Raw genomic sequence first — 19,323 nt, forward strand, 5'->3', positions numbered from 1 at the left:
CAGGATATAAGGCTTCATTTTGGATGAAGCCTGTAACGGCAGCGTCTTTTCGCGGCTAGCCCTTGCGATTGTTGTAGAAAATAAGCGCCAAGGTCGTGATCCCGAATATGAAGGTCACGAGTGTCACAGTGCTCACTATGTATAGAGCTGTGTGCATGGCTTGAATCAACGTCCCATGGCACTCAGCGTTGCCCGCACTTTGCGAGAAACTTCCGGTGTGTCCTGGCGTTAACACCCCATAGACACACACGAAAGGAAACCTGCTCATGCGAAAGCTCAGCCTTGCCGTCGTGGTCGGTGGCCTCGCCCTTATGCCCCTCTCCGCGATGAGCCAGAACATCGCCTCGGCGCCGAATACGGCCGCGAACTCGGACCATATGCTGTTCATGGAAAATGGCACCACGCGCGTGCCCGCCTCCGCCATGGACACGGTTCGCAGCGCCGCCGACGCCGCCAAGGCCGCACCTGTGATGATCGAGGGCCGCGCCGACTACGCCAATGCCGTGAAGCAGGAGCTGGTCCGCCAGGGCGCGCCCGCCGAAGCCATCACCATCCGCCCGGTCGCCGTGAAGCCGCTGGCCAAAGCTGGTGACGGCGTGACCGATCCGACGGACCGCCGTGTCGAGATCAAGTTCTAGCTCATCTGGAGATTTCATCCACGAACGACGCCCGCCCGGGACGACCCGGGCGGGCGTTTTCGTTGGGAAGCGAACGGACAAAATGAAAGCCCGCCCTGGTAAACCAGGGCGGGCTCCTGCAGCCCCTCGGGGGAGAGGGACGGTTACTGGAACCGTCAAAGGCTGCGATGAGACAACGCGGCACCCGGCGGCGGGTTGCACACGAATTACAAGAACGGCATCACCAGCAAAAAAGAGCCGAATCCGACCATGGCGGTCAGGAAAATCGTGGGCGCCCAGACGATGTCGCCCTCCTGAAGGATGGGCGAGAGCACGTTGTTTTCCCGATCTTCCACGCGGGCCTCCTTTTAATCGGCCGAAACGCGGCCCTCGCGATCCACGGTCAAAACGACTTCAGTCTTTCCTCGCATCGCCCGTGCGCGCCACGTGCCGTCAGGCCCCGGTGCAATGGCTTTGACCGACCTGTAGCCGTCGGCCTCAATGGCGCTCTTGGCGAAGCGGTTCGCTTCACTATCCACAGGCTGGGCCTGGTCGCTTTGTGTGACCGGCGTTGTCACCGCCGCAGTCTCGGTAACGGCAGGGATCACCACCGGCGGACGCTCGCGCATCTGGAACGGCACGGGCGCCTGACGGGCTTCCACGACCGCGGACTTCCCGGCGACTGGCGAGGCCACAGGGATAGAAACCCCGGAACCCGAAGCAGTTGCAGCCTTTGCCGAAGATTTCAGGGGTATTCCGTCAGGCAGTGGGGCGAAGACGTGCGCCCCTGCCACGCCGGCCAAAAGAACGGTGGAAGCGAGAACGAAGAGGATGCCTTGCTTCATCGAAGTCTGTCCTTGGCGAGATTTCTGGCCTGCTTAACGCCGGAATGGCCCCCGGCGTTGCGAGTCCGCCCGCCGGTCAGCTATCGAGAGGGTCCAGGCTTTCTCGCGGGTCCCGAAATGGCGCTTCCGTCAGGTATCTCCTTCTCCCCGACCCATGCCGTCGAGCTGCCGGCGCGCTTCAACGTGGCCGTCCCGTTCATCGACCGGCATCTGGCCGAGGGCCGCGGCTCGAAGGCGGCGATCCGCACGTCGCACGAGACCGTGACCTTTGCCGAGCTGGCCGAGCGGGTGAACCGGACGGGCAATGCCCTGCTGGCGCTCGGGCTCAAGCCCGGCGACCGGCTGCTGATGGTGGTGAAGGACTGCCCGGCCTTCTTTTATCTCTTCTGGGGCGCCATCAAGGCCGGCATCGTGCCGGTGCCGCCCAACACGCTGCTGCGCGCGCCCGACTACGCCTACATGGTCGAGGATTCGGGCTGCCGCCTCGTCGTCTATTCTTCCGAGTTCGCCGGTGAAATCGAACCGGCACTGAAGCAGCTCGGAGCAAAAGCGCCGACGTCGATGACCGTCGACGCCTTCCTCGCCGAGATGGCGAACGCCTCCCCCATTCTCGAGCCGCGCCTCGCCGCGCCCGAGGACGATTGCTTCTGGCTCTATTCGTCGGGCTCGACCGGCCGGCCGAAGGGCGCGGTCCATGCGCAGCGCGACATGGTGGTGACCAGCGAGCTCTACGGCGTGCGCGTGCTGGGCGTTACGGAACAGGACATCAGCTATTCCGCCGCCAAGCTGTTCTTCGCCTACGGCCAGGGTAACGGCATGACCTTCCCGCTATGGGTTGGCGGCATCGCGATCCTCGACGATCGCCGCCCGACGCCGGACACGACCTTCACCAACATCGAGACCTTCAAGCCCACCATCTATTACGGCGTGCCGACGCTCTACGCCGCGCAGCTCGCGGTGCTGGAGACCGGCAAGCGCGACCTGTCGAGCTTGCGCGCTTGCGTCTCGGCGGGCGAAGCGCTGCCCGCCGACATGCTGCGGCGCTGGAAGGAACGGACCGGCACGACGATCCTCGACGGCATCGGCTCGACCGAGGCGCTGCACATCTTCATCGGCAACCGGCTCGACGATTTCCGCGCCGGCACCAGCGGCAAGCCGGTGCCGGGCTACGAAGTGCGCATCCTCGACGAGAACGGCGATGCCGTCGCGAAGGGCGAGAGCGGCCGGCTGTGGATCAAGGCGGAGTCGGCGGCCAAGTATTACTGGAACAAGCCCGAGAAGACGGCGGAGACGATGGTGAACGGCTGGCTCAACACCGGCGACACCTATCGCGAGGATGCCGACGGCTATTTCATCTACGAGGGCCGCAGCGACGACATGCTGAAGGTCGGCGGCATCTGGTGTTCGCCGGTCGAGATCGAGAACTGCCTGGTCGGCCATCCCGCGATCCTCGAAGCTGCCGTCGTCGGCCAGGCCGACGAACAGGCGCTGATCAAGCCCAAGGCGATCGTGGTGCTGAAGCAGCCCGGCGAGGCCGGCGCCGCCCTCACCGACGCGCTGATGGCGCACTGCAAGCAGACGCTGGCGCCGTACAAGTATCCGCGCTGGGTCGAATATGTGAGCGAGCTGCCCAAGACGGCGACCGGAAAGATCCAGCGCTTCAAGCTGCGGGGATAAGCAAATGCTCCGTCGTCTCGACCGGAGCGCGCAGCGCGGAGTGGAGAGACCTTCTCTCTACCAAAAGCCAGAAAATTGTAGAACCAAGGTCTCTCCACTCCGCCTCGCTGCGCGAGGCTCCGGTCGAGACGACGGAATTTTTTAGCGCGACTTCAGTGGCCTCCGTTCCGCAGATCCGGCCGTTCAGAGCCCCCGACCTCGACGCCTGCTACGCGATCTCGCTGGCGACCGGGCTCGCCGGCGGCGACGCCTCGCACCTCTATCGCGATCCGAAGATGATGGGGCACATCTACATTGCCCCCTATGCGACGCTCGAACCGGGCCTGACCTTCGTCGTCGAGGATGCAGAGGGCGTTGCCGGGTTCGTGGCCGGCGTCACCGACACCGTCGCGTGGGAAGAGCGGCTGGAGCGCGATTGGTGGCCAAGCCTGCGCGCGCTTTATCCCGATCCCTCCGGCCTGCCGCCGGAGTCCATAAGCCCGGATCAGCGGCGGGCGGCGATGATCCACCATCCGTCGCGAGCGCCGGCCGATATCGTGACGCGCTATCCCGGCCACCTGCACATGAACCTGCTGCCACGCCTGCAGCGTCGCGGCGCAGGATCGGCGCTGTTTGCGACCTGGCTCGAGGCGGCCCGGCACCACGGCGCGGGCCCTCTCCATGTCGGCGTCAACCGCGCCAACAACGGTGCGGTGCCGTTCTGGCAGAAGCTCGGCTTCGTAGCCCTCGACCGGCCCGCCGCGCCGCAGGAACGCACCCTCTGGATGGGCCGCGACGGCCAATAAGCCGTTGTTGGGGCCCGTATTTTCAGCTTTTATAGCGATCAAGGGAAACAGGGAGCGTCGGCTCATGAAGAACAAATTGTTTGGGACCGCAACAATTGCGGCCGTGGCGGCGCTCAGCCTGCCGGCGGCGGCCCAGAGCCCGATCAAGGTCGGTTTCGTCAGCACCTTTTCGGGCCCGCAGGCCGCGATCGGCGAGGACATGCGCCGCTCGGTCGAACTCGCCAAGGAGCATCTCGGCGGCAAGATGGGCGGCAAGCCCTTCGAGATCATCTACGAGGACGACCAGTTCAAGCCCGACGTCGGCAAGGCGCGTTCCGAAAAGCTCGTCCAGCAGGACAAGGTGAACTTCGTCGCCGGCTACATCTGGTCGAACGTGCTGCTGGCCTCGCTCAAGACCGTGGCCGACGAGGGCGACACGATCATGATCTCGGCCAATGCCGGGCCGTCGCAGATCGCGGGCGAGCTCTGCAACAAGAACTTCTTCTCGACCTCGTGGCAGAACGACCAGACGCCGATGGCGATGGGCGAGTATCTCAACACCAAGGGCGTGAAGAGCCTCTACCTGGTCGGCCCCAACTATGCCGCCGGCAAGGACATGCTCGCGGGCGTGAAGCGCACCTACAAGGGCCAGATCGTCAGCGAGGACTTCACCAAGTGGCCTGACCAGCTCGACTTCTCGGCCGAGCTGACCAAGATCGCCGCCGCCAAGCCCGACGGCATCTTCATCTTCTATCCCGGCGCGCACGGCGTTCAGTTCGTGAAGCAGTGGGCGCAGTCGGGCCTCAACAAGACCGTGCCGCTCTACCAGGTGTTCTCGATCGACGCGATCACGCTGCCGCAGCAGGGCGACCTTGCGCTCGGCACGCTCGGCGCGCAGGAGTGGGTCAACGACCTGCCGAACGAGGCCAACAAGAAGTACGTCGAGGACTTCAAGAAGAAGCACGGCGTCTACCCGTCCTACTACGGCGCGCAGAGCTATGACGCGATCATGCTGATGGCCTCGGCCGCCGAGGCGCTGAAGGGCGACCTGTCGAACAAGGACAAGGTCCGCGCCGAGATGAAGAAGGCGAACTTCAAGTCGGTCCGCGGCGACTTCAAGTTCGGCAACAACAACTTCCCGATCGAGAACTTTTACATCCAGGAAGCGGTCAAGGATCCGCAAGGCATGATGACGGTGAAGACCATCGCCACCGCCGTGAAGAACGCGGTCGATCCCTTCGCCGACAAGTGCCCGATGAAGTGAAGTTCGTCGTCGAACCAATGACGGGAGCGCGGCGACGCGCTCCCGTTTTGTTTGAGGAATAGATGGAATACCTGCTGCTCCAGGTGCTGAACGGCGTACAGCTCGGCCTGCTGATGTTCCTGCTCGCGGCCGGGCTGACCCTGACCCTGGGCATCATGGACCTGGTCAACCTGGCGCACGGCTCGCTCTACATGATGGGCGCCTACATCGCCTGGACATTGATCGGCGTCACCGATTCCTTCGTGCTCGGCACCTTGCTGGCGCTGCCGGCGACCTTCCTGCTGGGCGTCGTGGTCGAGGCCATCGTCATCCGGCGCCTCTACGCGCGCGACCATCTCACCCAGGTGCTGGCGACTTTCGGCCTGATCCTGTTCTTCAACGAGCTGGTGCGTGCGCTGTGGGGCCCCGGCGGCAAGAGCATCGCGGTGCCGCCGTTCCTCAATCGCACCATAGAAATCCTGCCGGGCGTGCCCTACCCCGCCTACCGCTTCGCCATCATCGTCGTCGGCGCGGTCGTGGCGATCCTGCTGGCCTGGCTGGTAGCGCGCACGCGGCTCGGCATGCTGATCCGCGCCGGCGCCTCCAACCGCCGCATGATCGGTGCGCTGGGCGTCAACATCGAGCTGCTTTTCACCCTGGTGTTCGGCCTGGGTGCGGTGTTCGCAGGCCTCGCCGGCCTGATGGCCGCGCCCATCGCCTCGGTGCGCATCGGCATGGGCGACGACATCCTGATCCTCGCCCTGGTCATCATCGTCATCGGCGGCATCGGCTCGATCAAAGGCGCCTTCATCGCCGCGATGATCGTCGGCCAGATCGACATCGTCGGCCGCGCCTTCCTGCCGGGCTTCCTGAAGACCTTCATGAGCTCCAGCGCCGCGTCGAGCGCCGCGCCCGCGATCTCGCAGGTGCTGGTCTACGTACTGATGGCCGCCGTGCTGGTGTGGCGGCCGACCGGCCTGTTCGGGCAGCGCCAATGATGGCGGCCCTTCGCACGCCGCGCGGGATCGCGACGGTGTTGATCCTGCTGGCGCTGGCGGCCCTGCCGATGCTGACCCAGGCCTTCGACCAGCGCTATCTCCTGTCGATCGGCACGCGCATCGTGATCTGGTCGATCGCCGCGGTCAGCCTCAACATGATCCTGGGCTATGGCGGGCTGGTGAGCTTCGGCCATGCGGTGTTCTTCGGCATCGGCGGCTATGCGGTCGGCATCCTGTCGGCGCACGGCGTCTCCAGCGGCTGGATCCAGTGGCCGGTCGCGCTGCTCGCCGCGACGGCGTGGGCCGCCCTGATCGGCGCGCTGTCGCTCCGCACGCGCGGTCTCTACTTCATCATGATCACCTTGGCTTTCGCCCAGCTCCTCTACTACGTGGCCGGCGGGCTCGAAGCCTATGGCGGCGACGACGGGCTCAATATCAGCCGCAGCCGCTTCCCCGGCCTGATCGACCTGCGCGACAAGGCGAGCTTCTACTGGCTGTGCTTGGCGCTGCTCTGCGCCAGCCTGTGGTTCTGCGGCCGCTACGCCAACTCCCGCTTCGGGCTGGTGATCCGCGGCGCCAAGTCCAACGAGCTGCGCATGACCGCGCTGGGCTTCCCGGTGTTCCGTTACCGGCTCGCCGCCTTCACCATCGCCGGCACGCTGGGTGGCCTCTCGGGCATCCTGCTGGCCAACGAGGGCGCCTATGTCTCGCCCGCCATGATGTCGTGGATGAAGTCGGGCGACCTCATCGTCATCGTCGTGCTGGGCGGCATGGGCACGGTGTTCGGCCCGCTCTACGGCACGATCGCCTTCTTCGTGCTGGAAGAGTCGCTGCCGCCGCTCCTCAACATGCTCCACAAGGGTTGGGGCGAATACTGGATGATCGTGTTCGGCCCGCTGCTGGTCCTGATCGCGCTCTACGCACGCGGCGGCATCGATTCGCTGCTGGGGCGCCACCATGACTGAGCCCCTGCTGCGCACCGAGCGCCTCGTGAAGCGCTATGGCGGCCTGTTAGCCACCGACAACGTCTCGATCGACGTGCGGCCGGGCGAGATCCACGCGCTGATCGGGCCGAACGGTGCGGGCAAGACCACGCTTGTTCATCAACTCACCGGCGTCGTCGCGCCCGATTCCGGCGCCATCCACTTCGCCGGGCAGGACGTCACGCGCGTGCCCACGCACGCGCGCGTGCGGCTGGGCCTCGGCCGCTCCTTCCAGATCACCTCGGTGCTGCGCGAGTTCACGGCGCTGGAGAACGTGGCGCTGGCGGTGCAGGGCCATGCCGGCCATTCCTTCCGTTTCCTGGCCGATGCACGCCGCGACGACAGCCTGCGCGGCCCCGCCCGCCGCCTGCTCGACGAGGTCGGCCTCGGCGACCGCGCCACCACCCTCGCCTCCTCGCTGAGCCATGGCGAGCAGCGCCAGCTCGAGATCGCCATGGCGCTGGCCGGCGATCCCACTTTGCTGCTGCTCGACGAGCCGATGGCCGGCATGGGCGTCGAGGAGAGCCAGCGGCTGATCGGCTTCCTGCGGGCGCTGAAGCAGAAGCATGCCATGCTGCTGATCGAGCACGACATGGACGCGGTGTTCCAACTCGCCGACCGCATCACCGTGCTGGTCTATGGCCGCGCCATCGCCAGCGGCACGCCCGACGACATCCGCGGCAACGCGGAAGTCCGCCAGGCCTATCTCGGCGAGGAGATGACCTGATGCTGAAGGTCCGCGACCTCGACGCCTTCTACGGGCCGAGCCAGGCGCTGTTCGGCATGGAACTCGCCATCGAGGCCGGCCAGGTCGTGACGCTGATGGGCCGCAACGGCATGGGCAAGACCACGACCGTGCACACGATCATGGGCCTGATGCCGGCGCGCCGCGGTACGGTCGAATTCGAGGGCGGCCGGGTCGACGGAATGCCCGCGTTCCGCATCGCCCGGCTCGGTCTCGGCCTCGTCCCCGAGGGACGGCAGATCTTCCCCAACCTCTCGGTGCGCGAGAACCTGCTAGCCGCCAGCGCCAACCGCACGTCCCGGCCGAACCCCTGGACCATTGCCCGCGTCTTCGAGTTCTTCCCGCGTCTGGCCGAGCGCCAGCGGAACATGGGCAATCAACTTTCGGGCGGCGAGCAGCAGATGCTGGCGATCGGCCGCGCGCTGATGACCAATCCGAAATTGCTGATCCTCGACGAGGCGACCGAGGGTCTGGCGCCGTTGATCCGGCAGGAGATCTGGTCCTGCCTCGGCCGCCTGAAGAGCGAGGGCCAGGCGATCCTCGTCATCGACAAGAACGTCTCCGCCCTGATCCCGCTCGCCGACCGCCACCACATCGTCGAGAAGGGCCGCGTCGTCTGGGCCGGTTCGTCCCAGGCGCTGGCCGGGGACAAGGACCTGCAGCACAGGTATCTTGGCGTCTGATCCCGCGGAGTTGTCGATGCGTCTGCCTGCTCTCACCCCGTTGCTTGCTTCGTTGCTCGTTCTCGCCGCTGCCAGCCCGGTTGCCGCCCAGGGCTCCGTAAACGTCTACAACTGGTCGGATTACATCGCCGAGGACCAGCTCAAGGACTTCACCAAGGACACCGGCATCAAGGTCAACTACACGACCTACGACAGCAACGAGATCCTCGACGCCAAGCTGCGCACCGGCAAGTCGGGCTACGACATCGTCGTACCGACGGCCTCGCCCTTCTTCGTGCGCCAGCTCCAGGCCAACATCTTCGCAACGCTCGACAAGTCGAAGCTGAAGAACTGGAAGAACCTCGATCCCGAGATCATGACGGCGCTGGCCACCTACGATCCCGGCAATGCCCATGCCGTTCCCTGGATGTGGGGCACCATCGGCATCGGCTACAACGTCGCGGAGATCAAGAAGCGCATGCCGGACGCGCCGGTCGATTCGCTGCGCATGGTCTTCGATCCGGCGGTCGTCTCGAAGTTCCAGGATTGCGGCGTCATGCTGCTCGACAGCGCCACCGACATGCTGCCGGCGGCGCTGAAATATCTCGGCCTCGATCCCGATTCGAAGAAGCCCGACGATCTCGCCAAGGCGGCCGACGTCATCAAGGCGGTTCGCCCCTACGTCCGCAAGTTCCATTCGTCGGAGTACATCAACGCGCTGGCCGGCGGGAACATCTGCCTCGCCTTCGGCTTCTCGGGCGACGTCTTCCAGGCGCGCGACCGCGGCGCCAAGGCCGCCAGCAAGGTCGACATCGCTTATGCCATCCCGAAGGAGGGCGCGATGCTGTGGATCGACGTCGTCGCCATTCCCAAGGACGCGCCCAACCAGGCCAACGCCTATCGCTTCCTCGACTTCATGCTGGAGGCCAAGGTTGCCGCCGCATCGAGCGAGTTGACCGGCTACGCCAACGGCAACAAGGCGGCCTTCGCCCTGCTCCCGAAGGACATTTCTGAGAACCCGCTGATCTATCCGCCGCAGAGCGTGCGCGCCAAGTTCTACACCATCACCGCCGGCACGGCCGAACAGACGCGCGAGCGCACGCGGCTGTGGACCTCGGTGAAGACGGGTCACTGATTTTGAACGCTGGCCCGATCGTCCGTATCGAGGGACTGACCAAGCGCTTCGGGCCGATCGTCGCCGTCGACAGGGTCGACCTCGAGATCGCGCGCGGCGAGCTGTTCGCACTGCTGGGCGGCTCGGGCTGCGGCAAGACCACTCTGCTGCGCATGTTGGCGGGCTTCGAGACGCCCGACGAGGGCCGCCTGTTCATCGATGGCCAGGACATGACCAACGTGCCGCCCTACCGGCGGCCGGTGAACATGATGTTCCAGTCCTACGCCCTGTTCCCGCACATGGATGTGGCGGCGAACGTCGGCTACGGGCTGCGCCGTGACGGGGTGAAAGCGCCGGAGATCGCCGCTCGGGTCGCCGAGATCCTGAAGCTGGTGCACCTGCAGGACCATGCCAGGCGCAAACCCTCGCAGCTCTCTGGCGGCCAGCGCCAGCGGGTGGCGCTCGCACGCGCGCTGGTGAAGCGGCCCAAGCTGCTGCTGCTCGACGAGCCGCTGGCCGCGCTAGACCGCAAGCTGCGCGAGGGCACGCGCTTCGAGATGGTGCGCCTGCAGGAACAGCTCGGCCTCACCTTCGTGATGGTGACGCACGACCAGGAAGAGGCCATGTCGATGGCGACGCGGCTGGCCGTGATGAATGCCGGCCGCATCGCCCAGATCGGCACGCCGCACGAGGTCTACGAGCATCCTGCCTCGCGCTTCGTTGCCGACTTCATCGGCATCGCCAACCTGATCGCGCTGCCGGGCGGCGGCTGGATAGCGCTGCGGCCGGAGAAGATCGTGCTCGCCGCCGCGCGGCCCGACCTGCCGCAGGCCGTGGCCGGCAAAATCGTCGACGTCGCCTATGAAGGCGACCGCTCGCTCTATCACGTCGCCACCGACGGCCACGGCACGATGATCGTATCGACGGCCAACATCAGCCGCACCGCCAGCGAGGCCTTTGCGCGCGGCCAGCAGGTCTGGCTCGGCTGGGCCGACGAAGCCGGCCAGAGGCTGGAGGCGTAGCGCATGCGCTTCGTCATCGCGTTACCGTTTCTCTGGCTCGGCCTCTTCTTCCTGCTGCCCTGCGCGCTGGTGCTGGCGATCGCGCTGGGCAGCATCGCGCCTGATTCGGTGCCGCCAGTCGAGCTGGGCTTCGGCTTCAAGAACTTCGCGCTACTCTTCTCCGACGATCTCTATCTCGCGGCGTGGCTCTCCTCGCTCAGGATCGCCGCGACCTCGACCCTGGTGGCGCTGCTGCTGGGCTATCCGATGGCCTACGCCATCGCGCGCGCCGCGCCCAACCGGCGGCCGCTGCTGCTGATGCTGGTCGTGCTGCCCTTCTGGACCTCTTTCCTGATCCGCATTTACGCCTGGATGGGCCTGCTGGCGGACAACGGCCTGATCGACCAGTTCCTGCGCTGGACGGGAATTGCCGACAATCCGGGCACGATCCTCGGCACCGAATGGGCGGTGCATCTCGGCATCGTCTACGCCTACCTGCCGTTCATGGTGCTGCCGCTCTACGCGACACTGGAGAAGCTCGACGACAGCCTGCTCGAAGCCGCGGCAGATCTCGGGGCCAAACCTCTGGCCGCCTTCCTCACCGTCACGCTTCCGTTGTCGCTACCGGGCATCGTCGCCGGCTGCCTCCTCGTGTTCATCCCCGCGGTCGGTGAGTTCGTAATCCCCGACCTGCTGGGCGGCACCGAGACGCTGATGATCGGCAAGGTCTTGTGGGACGAATTCTTCACCAACGGCGACTGGCCGCTCGCCTCGGCGGTCGCGGTCTGCCTGCTGGTGCTGCTGGTGGGCCCAATCGCGGTCTTCCAGCGCAACCAGGCGCGCAGCCTCGAGCGACGCACATGAGGGCGGCGCCATGAATGGCCGCGCCCGCTTCGCCTTCGGCATGCTGGCCTTCGGCTATGCCTTCCTCTACCTGCCGATCGCACTGGTGATCGTCTATTCGTTCAACGACTCGCGCCTCGTCACCGTCTGGTCGGGCTTCTCGCTGAAATGGTGGCACGCGCTTTTCGCCAACGAGGCGATGCTGCAAGCCGCCTGGCTGTCGCTGCGCATCGCCCTGGTGAGCGCCACCTGCGCCGCCCTGATCGGGCTGGCCGCCGGCTACGCGCTGGTGCGCGCGCCGCGCTTCCCCGGCCGCACCCTGTTCGGCAGCCTCGTGATCGCCCCCATGGTGATGCCCGAGGTCGTCATGGGCATCTCGATGCTGCTGCTGTTCGTCGGCTCCGAGCAGGTGTTCGGCGGGCCGGACCGCGGCTTCCTCACCATCGCCATCGCCCACACGACTTTCTCGATCGCCTTCGTGGCCATCGTCGTGCAGGCCCGCCTCACCGACTTCGACCGGGCGCTGGAAGAGGCGGCGATGGACCTCGGCGCCACGCCCTGGGTCACCTTCCGGACCATAACCCTGCCGCTGATCGCGCCGGCCGTCGGCTCGGGCTGGCTGCTCGCCTTCACATTGTCGTTGGACGATTTGATCCTGACGCAGTTCGTCGCGGGCGCGCAGTCGCAGACGCTGCCGATGCGCGTCTACTCCAGCGTCCGCCTCGGCGTCGATCCCCAGATCAACGTGCTCGCCACTATCGTGGTGACCATCGCGGCCTGTGCCCTGATCCTCTCCGGCTGGCTGACGCGCCGGCGGCCGGCATAGGGAAGACCATCATGCTCCGGTACCAGATCGCACGATTACTTGGCCTCGTGCGAAAACCAACCGTTCCCCCGGCATTCGATGAGTTCTGGTCGGCGATGCAGGACTGCGAGGCACGGATTCGTGAAATCGAGAAGTCAGCCCGGGGTATCGAGGCTGTTCTCCGGGCCTTTCAGATCCTCAAGCCAAGAGTGGACATGGAAATCGAGCCCAAGGGCGATCCGCTCGAGTCGGTGCACGTTCAACTGCCTGTCGGAGGATGGCACGATATTTCCTACCAGGACGGCCTCTATCATGATTTCTGGGCACAATTTCCCGAAACCGATCTGATCCGATATGAAAGCCTGGAACAGCTCGTCTGGAGTGTCACGGGCGTGACGATCCCCAGGATTTATCTGAGGGCCTATCGTTGGGCCGAGCGCCGCGGGCGACTGGGAATAAATCCGAAGACAGGCAAGGTTGTCGGCGTGCCGACCAACGCGATCGAAGCGGAAACCTCGAAGGAATTCGAGAAGATCGACGGGGTATGGCGGGGGAAACGCTGACGGGGCGATCGTTGCGATCTGTGCATTGATCACCGGCCGGCTGGCTGACGCGGCGGAAAGTTTGAGCTAAGAAAACCTTCTCAGGGAGGAAAAAATGCTTCGTTCGGGAACGTCCAAGCCGTCGCGTCGTAGCGTACTGAAGGGGGTCGGAATGGCCACTGTCGGTGCGTCGTTGGGAGCTTCCCTGCCGCCGGTCGGCGCCGCTCATGCTCAGGGTGCGCCGGCGGCCGCCAAGGGACCGAAGCTTCTCGAGATGGAGGGCAAGGCCAAGCTCGCGGTGCTGGGCGACAAGCCGCTCGTGGCCGAGACGCAGGCCGAGCTGCTCGACGACAACGTCACGCCGACCAACAAGCTGTTCATCCGCAACAACGGCCAGGTGCCCGACGTCACGGGCGATCCCAAAGCGTGGAAGGTGAAGATCGACGGCGAGGTCAACACGCCGCTGGAGATCACCGTCGGCGACCTGATGACCAAGTTCCCCGCCGTCACCTACCAGCTGATGCTGGAATGCGGCGGCAACGGCCGCTCCTTCTTCTCGCCCGACGCGCGCGGCAACCAGTGGACCAACGGCGGCGCCGGCTGCCCGATGTGGACCGGCGTGCGCCTGGCCGACGTGCTGAAGAGCGCGGGCCTGAAGCCCTCCGCCACCTATATCGGCAGCTACGGCGCCGACCCGACCCTGGCGGGCGAAACCGACAAGCCCTCGATCTCGCGCGGCGTGCCGATCGCCAAGGCGATGGAAGAGCACACGCTGATCGCCTTCAAGCTGAACGGCCAGGACATGCCGCTGATCCACGGCGCGCCCGTTCGCCTCGTCGTGCCGGGCTGGCCCGCCTCGACCTCGATCAAGTGGCTGAACCGCATCTGGGTTCGCGACAAGGAGCATGACGGCCCCGGCATGGGTGGCTTCTCCTACCGCGTGCCGAAGACGCCGATCGTGCCCGGCAGCAAGGGCAACGAGAAGGACATGGCGATCCTGGAATCGATGCCGGTGCGTTCGGTCATCACCTTCCCGGCCGACGGCTCCAAGCTCACCTCGCGCAAGCTCGACCTGCGCGGCCATGCCTGGGCCGGCGACTTCGACATCAAGAGCGTCGATATCTCGACCGACTACGGCGTCACCTGGAAGCCGGCCAAGGTCGATGCGCCCGCCAACAAGTTTGCGTGGCAGAACTTCAGCGCCTCGATCGATCTGCCGACCACCGGCTATTACGAGGTGTGGGCCAAGGCGACCGACAGCAAGGGCGTGACGCAGCCCTTCCAGGCCGCCAACTGGAACCCGCAGGGTTACGGCGCCAACCCGATCAACCGCATCCGGGTGCTCGTCGAATCTTGAGCCAGATCAACATCACGCATGCCGTCGTCGTCACCCTGACGGCGACGTTCCTCCTGCTCGCCTTCGACCGCGCCGGCGAACTGCGCAAGGACAAGTATGTCTACGTGCCGCCGGCGCCCAAGGTGGCGGCAGCGGCGGCCGTGGTCGATCCCGACAAGGGCAAGCCGCCGCCGCACAACGACAAGGTCGAGGACCTGCCCGAGGGCAAGAACCGCGAGCTGACGTTCTATACCTGCACGGCCTGCCACGGCGTCGCGTTGATCAAGGCGCAGGGCCTGACGCGCGAACTCTGGGACTCGACCCTCGACCTGATGGTCGAGAAGCACCGCATGCCGCCGATCAAGGCCGCGGAACGCAATGAGATCCTCGACTATCTGGCAGAGAACTTCCCGCCGCGTCGTAAAGGGCGCGGCAACGACAATCCGTTCCTGAAGTAGTCATCAAACGGACCGCGGGCCTCCAGGCCCGCCTCATGATCATGAGCGGGTCTGGAGACCCGCGGTCCGCGCCCACTTCTCCGACCAGACGTGCAGCGGCAGGAATAGCCGCAGCAGTTCGTTGCCAAGCGCCGTGAGCCGGTAGCCCACCGCCTCGTCGAGTTCGACCAGCTTGGCCTCGCGCAGCTCGGCCAGCCGCGTGTTCACGATGGTCGGGCTGGCGCCGATCAGGTCCTGCAGCTCGCGGAAGCGCCTGGGTTCCTCACGCAGCTCCCAGACGATGCGTAGGGTCCAGCGCCGGCCCAGCAGGTCGAGCAGCATCATGATCGGCCGGCCGGTCGTCGAGCCGCGCACCCGCTTCACCATCTATTACACTCCGTTACTACATTTTCTGTAGCGCCGGCCATTTGCGCCCGCTACGGAATATGTAGCATCGCGAAAGGACACCGACCATGCCCCGCATCGCTCCCGCCGAAGCGCCCTACACGCCCGACATCGCCGCCGCCCTGGCCCGCATCATGCCGGCGGGCGTGCCGCCGCTCGTCCTGTTCCGGACGATGGCGCGCAATCCCCGCATCTTCGAACGGATCTTCGCTGGCGGGCTTTTGGACAAAGGCGCGCTGTCGCTGCGTCAGCGCGAGCTGGTGATCGACCGCACGACGGCGCGGCTGGGCGCGGAATACGAATGGGGCGTCCACATCGCCTTCTTCGCCGACAAGGTCGGCCTCGATGCAACGCAGGCCGCGGCCACCGTCCACGGGCCTGCGGACGCGCCCTGCTGGACCGCCGGCGAGCAGGCGCTGCTGGCCGCCGTCGACGACCTCGTCGATCGCCGCACGATCGATGACGCGACATGGGGCGCGCTCGCCACGCATTTCGATGAAGCACAGATCCTCGAGATCATCGCGCTCGCGGGCTACTACCACACGATCAGCTTTCTCTGCCGTGCGCTGAAACTGCCGCTCGAAGCCTACGGCGCGCGCTTTCCTAGCGCTTCTTCTTCGTGAGTCGGTCGACCGTCAGGATCAGCAAGCCGAACACGAGCCCCCAGAAGGCCGAGCCGACGCCCATCAGGGTGACGCCCGAGACCGTGACCGCCAAGGTGCCTGCCGCCGCGAGCCGGTCCTGTTCGCCCGCCAGCGCGATGCCCAGCGCCCCCGCCGTCGAGCCCAGCAGCGCCGTGCCCGCCACGGTGGCCAGCAATGCTGGCGGCAACGCGCCGAACAGGCCGACCAGCGAGGCACCGAACAGCGCGATCAGGCCCCAGAACACGGCGTAGAACGGCCCCGCCTTCCAGCGCTGCGCCGGATCGGGATGCGCGTCGGGGCCGGTGCAGAGCGCCGCCGAGATCGCCGCGAGGTTCGAGGTGTGCGCGCCAAGGAACGCCGTGGCGAGCGACGCCGCGCCCGTGACGCCCAGGATCGGCTGGGTCGGCGGCTGGTAGCCCGAGCCGCGCAGCACCGCGAAGCCCGGCAGGTTCTGCGACGCCATGGTGACGAGATAGAGCGGCACGCCGAGGCCGATCAACGTCGCCACGTCCCAGGCCGGCGCGGTCACGACCAGCGTCGAAAGCCCGATCGGCGGCAACGGCTTCACCAGGCCCAGCGACCAGGCGAGCAACGCGCCCGCCACCAGCACGATCAGCGACACCAGCGCCGGATAGAAGGCGCGCGCCACCAGGAACAGCGCGATCAGCGGCAGCACAAGCAGCGGCGAGGTCGGCACATGCTCGACCATCGCCATCACCAGGCGCAGCAGGATGCCCGCCAGCATGGCGGCGGCGATGCTGCCGGGGATCTTCCCGATCAATTGCCCGATGGGACGCACCGCCGCCGTGAGCAGGATCAGCAGCGCCGCCAGAACGAAGGCGCCGACCGCCGCCGCGAAGCTCGGCACGCCCGAGGTCGAGGCGATCAGCGCGGCGCCCGGCGTCGACCAGGCGGTGATGATCGGCATGCGGTAGCGGATGCTGAGCAGCAACGCGCTCGCCGCCGTCGCGAGGCCGAGCCCCGACACCCACGAGCTCGCCTGATCGGGCGTCGCGCCGACGGCCTGCGCCGCCGCCAGCACGACCGGCAAGGTCCCGCCCACGCCGGCAATCGTCGCGACCAGCGCGGCGGCCGCAACCGAAATCAGCCCACCGGATTTCACTTATGCATTCGCCCGTTCGACCATCGCCTGCAGCAGGATCTGCGCGCCGGCGCCGACGTCGCCCTTGCTCGCATCCTCGATCTCGTTGTGGCTGACGCCGTCCTTGCAGGGCACGAACACCATCGCCGTCGGCGCGACGCGGCTCACGTAGCAGGCGTCGTGGCCGGCGCCGCTCACGATGTCCATGTGCGGATAGCCCGCCTGCTCCGCGCCGCGGCGTACTGCGTCGACCAGTTCCTTGGCGAAGGGCGACGGTGGGAAATACCAGATCTGCTCGATCTTCACTTCGAGCCGGTGACGCTTGGCGATATCGGCCGCGGCGGCGCGCATCTCGGCGTCCATCTTGGTGAGTTCGGCATCGTCGGGATGGCGGAAATCGACCGTCATGAAGACGCGGCCCGGGATCGTGTTGCGCGCCTGCGGCAGGCTGTCGATCACGCCGATGGTGGAGCGGCCATTCGGCCGGTTGCCGATGGTGCGCGCGGCCACGATCAGCTCGGCGGCGCCGACCAGCGCATCGCGGCGGCCTTCCATCGGCGTCGTGCCGGCATGGCTCTCCATCCCCGTCCAGTTGATCTCGTACCAGCGCTGGCCCTGCGCGCCCGTGACCACGCCGATCGTCTTCTTCTCGCGCTCCAGGATCGGGCCCTGCTCGATATGCGCCTCGAAGAAGGCGCCGACCGGCCGGCCGCCCACCGGCTCCTTGCCGTCATAGCCGATCTGCTTCAGCGCCTCGCCGAAGGTGACGCCGTCGCGATCCTTGATCGACAGCGCATGCTCCAGCGTGAAGGCGCCGCCGAACACGCCCGAGGCGACCATCGCCGGCGCGAAGCGGCAGCCTTCCTCGTTGGTCCAGACCGCGACCTCGATCGGCGCCTCGGTGACGTAGTTGGAATCGTGCAGCACGCGCAGCACCTCCAGCCCCGCCATCACGCCATAGGCGCCGTCGAACTTGCCGCCGGTCGGCTGGGTGTCGAGATGCGAGCCGGTCATGACCGGCGGCTTCGCCGGATCGCGGCCCTCGCGGCGTGCGAAAACATTGCCGAGCTGGTCGACCTTGATGGTGCAGCCCGCCTCCTTGGCCCAGCGCACGAACAGGTCACGGCCCTGCCGGTCGAGATCGGTCAGCGCGATGCGGCAGACACCGCCCTTTTCGGTGCCGCCGATCTGCCCGAGCTCCATCAGGCTCGACCACAGACGGTCGTGATCTACGCGGAGATTGGGGCGGTCGCTGGCGGTCATGGGCTACGGACTCCGGCTCGGGAACAAGCCGCGACCATAGCAAATGCCAGCCAGCGAAACGAAGCGCTTGAGCGGGCCTGCGTCGTCTTGCATGGGTGAGGTCCAGGAGGAATTTCATCGCATGCTTCCGCTGTCCGACACGCTCGTTCTCGACCTCACGCAAGTCATCGCCGGTCCCACGGCTGGCCAGATTCTGGGCGACATGGGCGCCGACGTGATCAAGGTCGAACCGCTGAACGGCGAGCATTTCCGGCCGCATTTCGGCGGCGCCTGGGTGCCCTCTATGAACCGCAACAAGCGTGGCCTGGCGATCGACCTGCGCAGTGAGGGCGGCAAGGACGTGCTGATGCGGCTGGTGAAGAAGGCCGACGTGTTCATGGAAGCCTTCACGCCGGGTGTGATCGACAAGCTGGGCTTCGGCTGGGACACGGTGTCCAAGGTCAATCCGCAGACGATCTATGCCTCGATCTCGGGCTACGGCCAGACCGGCCCCTACTCGCCGCGCGCCGGCTACGATCCCTGCATCCAGGCCGAGATCGGCCTGATGGATGCGACCGGGCCCTACCAGGGCGAGATGTGCCGCGTCGGCACCGCACCGATCGACTATTCGACCGGCCTCGCCTGCGCCGGCGGCATCGCCTTCGCGCTGCTGCACCGGATCAAGACCGGCAAGGGCCAGCGCCTCGACCTGTCGCTGTTCGATGTCGGCATGCACCTGATGAGCCACTGGATCACCAACCATGGGCTGACCGGCGAGAACCCGGAGCGCATGGGCACGTCGAACACGATCCTCTGCCCGCTGCGCGTCTTCCCGACCAAGACGCAGCCGGTGTTCGTGGCCGGCACCAACGATGCCTTCTGGCGCCTGCTCTGCACGGCGCTCGGCAAGCAGGACTGGCTGGCCGACAAACGCTTCAAGACCAATGCCGGCCGCGTCGCCCATCGCGGCATCGTCGAGCCGATGATCGAGGCCTACTTCCTGGAGCACACCGCCGACGAGCTTCTGGACAAGCTCATCCCCGCCGGCATGCCCTGCTCCGCGGCCTACAAGGTGAGCGACGTGATGGCCTCCGATCACGCCAGGGCGCGCGGCAGCGTGCTGGAGATCGACTATCCCGGCATCGGCCCGGTGAAGTCCGCCGCCAACCCGATCAAGCTTTCCGATGCGCCGGTCGAGACGCGGCAGAAGTCCCCCGGTATCGGCGAGCACACGGTCGAGATCATGCGCGAGGTCGGCTATAGCGATGACGAGATCGCCGCGCTGAGAAACGCCAAGGCGGTCGTGACCGCCTGACGA

22 protein-coding genes are annotated in these 19,323 nt (G+C 66.3%); 17 read left to right on the forward strand and 5 right to left on the reverse strand.

Annotated elements, in window-relative coordinates; genetic code table 11:
* The first annotated feature begins 266 nt into the window (after window positions 1-266).
* On the forward strand, window positions 267-638 hold the full coding sequence (locus AC1RP5_RS15955) for an OmpA family protein (RefSeq protein ID WP_493112071.1): 372 nt from the start codon (window positions 267-269) through the stop codon (window positions 636-638).
* A gap of 206 nt (window positions 639-844) precedes the next feature.
* Here the strand turns inward: AC1RP5_RS15955 and AC1RP5_RS15960 are convergent, their stop codons facing one another.
* Both AC1RP5_RS15960 and AC1RP5_RS15965 read right to left on the reverse strand, forming a co-directional pair.
* Window positions 845-973 (reverse strand): hypothetical protein, encoded by a 129-nt coding sequence (locus AC1RP5_RS15960; RefSeq protein ID WP_493112073.1) that lies wholly within the window; start codon window positions 971-973, stop codon window positions 845-847.
* Between the two features lie 12 nt (window positions 974-985).
* Complete coding sequence (locus AC1RP5_RS15965) at window positions 986-1,462, reverse strand: hypothetical protein (protein ID WP_493112075.1); 477 nt, start codon at window positions 1,460-1,462, stop codon at window positions 986-988.
* 117 nt (window positions 1,463-1,579) lie between these two features.
* On the opposite strand from AC1RP5_RS15965, the gene AC1RP5_RS15970 reads away from it, so the two are divergent.
* The 14 genes from AC1RP5_RS15970 to AC1RP5_RS16035 all read left to right on the forward strand — a co-directional run bounded on the left by AC1RP5_RS15970 (window position 1,580) and on the right by AC1RP5_RS16035 (window position 14,633).
* Window positions 1,580-3,139, forward strand: coding sequence for a benzoate-CoA ligase family protein (locus AC1RP5_RS15970; RefSeq protein ID WP_493112077.1), 1,560 nt, complete (start codon window positions 1,580-1,582; stop codon window positions 3,137-3,139).
* Window positions 3,140-3,294: 155 nt separating this feature from the next.
* Window positions 3,295-3,924 carry a GNAT family N-acetyltransferase gene (locus AC1RP5_RS15975; RefSeq protein WP_493112078.1) on the forward strand — a complete coding sequence of 210 codons (630 nt, stop codon included), beginning with the start codon at window positions 3,295-3,297 and terminating at the stop codon, window positions 3,922-3,924.
* Window positions 3,925-3,988: 64 nt separating this feature from the next.
* The gene (locus AC1RP5_RS15980) at window positions 3,989-5,167 is read left to right on the forward strand and encodes an ABC transporter substrate-binding protein (protein ID WP_493112080.1); all 1,179 of its coding nucleotides are present in this window, start codon (window positions 3,989-3,991) and stop codon (window positions 5,165-5,167) included.
* 62 nt (window positions 5,168-5,229) lie between these two features.
* Window positions 5,230-6,144, forward strand: coding sequence for a branched-chain amino acid ABC transporter permease (locus tag AC1RP5_RS15985; RefSeq protein ID WP_493112082.1), 915 nt, complete (start codon window positions 5,230-5,232; stop codon window positions 6,142-6,144).
* Window positions 6,144-7,109, forward strand: a complete 966-nt coding sequence (locus AC1RP5_RS15990) for a branched-chain amino acid ABC transporter permease (RefSeq protein WP_493113379.1) — start codon at window positions 6,144-6,146, stop codon at window positions 7,107-7,109. The genes AC1RP5_RS15985 and AC1RP5_RS15990 overlap by 1 nt, the downstream gene beginning before the upstream one ends.
* The gene (locus AC1RP5_RS15995; protein ID WP_493112084.1) at window positions 7,102-7,854 is read left to right on the forward strand and encodes an ABC transporter ATP-binding protein; all 753 of its coding nucleotides are present in this window, start codon (window positions 7,102-7,104) and stop codon (window positions 7,852-7,854) included. The genes AC1RP5_RS15990 and AC1RP5_RS15995 overlap by 8 nt, the downstream gene beginning before the upstream one ends.
* Window positions 7,854-8,555: an ABC transporter ATP-binding protein gene (locus tag AC1RP5_RS16000; protein WP_493112085.1), complete on the forward strand. Its 702-nt coding sequence runs from the start codon at window positions 7,854-7,856 to the stop codon at window positions 8,553-8,555. Before AC1RP5_RS15995 ends, AC1RP5_RS16000 begins: the two co-directional genes overlap by 1 nt.
* 16 nt (window positions 8,556-8,571) lie before the next feature.
* On the forward strand, window positions 8,572-9,669 hold the full coding sequence (locus tag AC1RP5_RS16005) for a polyamine ABC transporter substrate-binding protein (RefSeq protein ID WP_493112087.1): 1,098 nt from the start codon (window positions 8,572-8,574) through the stop codon (window positions 9,667-9,669).
* Between the two features lie 2 nt (window positions 9,670-9,671).
* The gene (locus tag AC1RP5_RS16010) at window positions 9,672-10,670 is read left to right on the forward strand and encodes an ABC transporter ATP-binding protein (protein ID WP_493112088.1); all 999 of its coding nucleotides are present in this window, start codon (window positions 9,672-9,674) and stop codon (window positions 10,668-10,670) included.
* A 3-nt stretch (window positions 10,671-10,673) separates the two neighbouring features.
* Window positions 10,674-11,513 (forward strand): ABC transporter permease, encoded by an 840-nt coding sequence (locus AC1RP5_RS16015; protein ID WP_493112090.1) that lies wholly within the window; start codon window positions 10,674-10,676, stop codon window positions 11,511-11,513.
* A gap of 10 nt (window positions 11,514-11,523) precedes the next feature.
* Window positions 11,524-12,318, forward strand: a complete 795-nt coding sequence (locus AC1RP5_RS16020; protein WP_493112092.1) for an ABC transporter permease — start codon at window positions 11,524-11,526, stop codon at window positions 12,316-12,318.
* 11 nt (window positions 12,319-12,329) lie between these two features.
* A complete protein-coding gene (locus AC1RP5_RS16025; RefSeq protein ID WP_493112094.1) occupies window positions 12,330-12,860 on the forward strand; it encodes a hypothetical protein in 531 nt (176 codons plus the stop codon).
* 151 nt (window positions 12,861-13,011) lie between these two features.
* Window positions 13,012-14,196: a sulfite oxidase gene (locus AC1RP5_RS16030; RefSeq protein WP_493112095.1), complete on the forward strand. Its 1,185-nt coding sequence runs from the start codon at window positions 13,012-13,014 to the stop codon at window positions 14,194-14,196.
* Window positions 14,193-14,633 (forward strand): hypothetical protein, encoded by a 441-nt coding sequence (locus AC1RP5_RS16035; protein WP_493112097.1) that lies wholly within the window; start codon window positions 14,193-14,195, stop codon window positions 14,631-14,633. Before AC1RP5_RS16030 ends, AC1RP5_RS16035 begins: the two co-directional genes overlap by 4 nt.
* A gap of 39 nt (window positions 14,634-14,672) precedes the next feature.
* On the opposite strand, the gene AC1RP5_RS16040 is transcribed toward AC1RP5_RS16035, so the two are convergent.
* A complete protein-coding gene (locus tag AC1RP5_RS16040; protein WP_493112099.1) occupies window positions 14,673-14,999 on the reverse strand; it encodes a winged helix-turn-helix transcriptional regulator in 327 nt (108 codons plus the stop codon).
* A gap of 86 nt (window positions 15,000-15,085) precedes the next feature.
* Between AC1RP5_RS16040 and AC1RP5_RS16045 the strand changes: the two genes are divergently transcribed.
* Window positions 15,086-15,640 (forward strand): carboxymuconolactone decarboxylase family protein, encoded by a 555-nt coding sequence (locus AC1RP5_RS16045; protein ID WP_493112101.1) that lies wholly within the window; start codon window positions 15,086-15,088, stop codon window positions 15,638-15,640.
* Here the strand turns inward: AC1RP5_RS16045 and AC1RP5_RS16050 are convergent.
* Both AC1RP5_RS16050 and AC1RP5_RS16055 read right to left on the reverse strand, forming a co-directional pair.
* Window positions 15,621-16,784: a benzoate/H(+) symporter BenE family transporter gene (locus AC1RP5_RS16050; protein WP_493112103.1), complete on the reverse strand. Its 1,164-nt coding sequence runs from the start codon at window positions 16,782-16,784 to the stop codon at window positions 15,621-15,623. The two genes, AC1RP5_RS16045 and AC1RP5_RS16050, sit on opposite strands and share 20 nt — an antisense overlap.
* Window positions 16,785-18,026 (reverse strand): Zn-dependent hydrolase, encoded by a 1,242-nt coding sequence (locus AC1RP5_RS16055; RefSeq protein ID WP_493112105.1) that lies wholly within the window; start codon window positions 18,024-18,026, stop codon window positions 16,785-16,787.
* Window positions 18,027-18,147: 121 nt separating this feature from the next.
* On the opposite strand from AC1RP5_RS16055, the gene AC1RP5_RS16060 reads away from it, so the two are divergent.
* The gene (locus AC1RP5_RS16060) at window positions 18,148-19,320 is read left to right on the forward strand and encodes a CaiB/BaiF CoA transferase family protein (RefSeq protein ID WP_493112107.1); all 1,173 of its coding nucleotides are present in this window, start codon (window positions 18,148-18,150) and stop codon (window positions 19,318-19,320) included.
* Window positions 19,321-19,323 lie beyond the last annotated feature (3 nt).

This window comes from Reyranella sp. GW821-FHT12G01 (assembly GCF_058806575.1).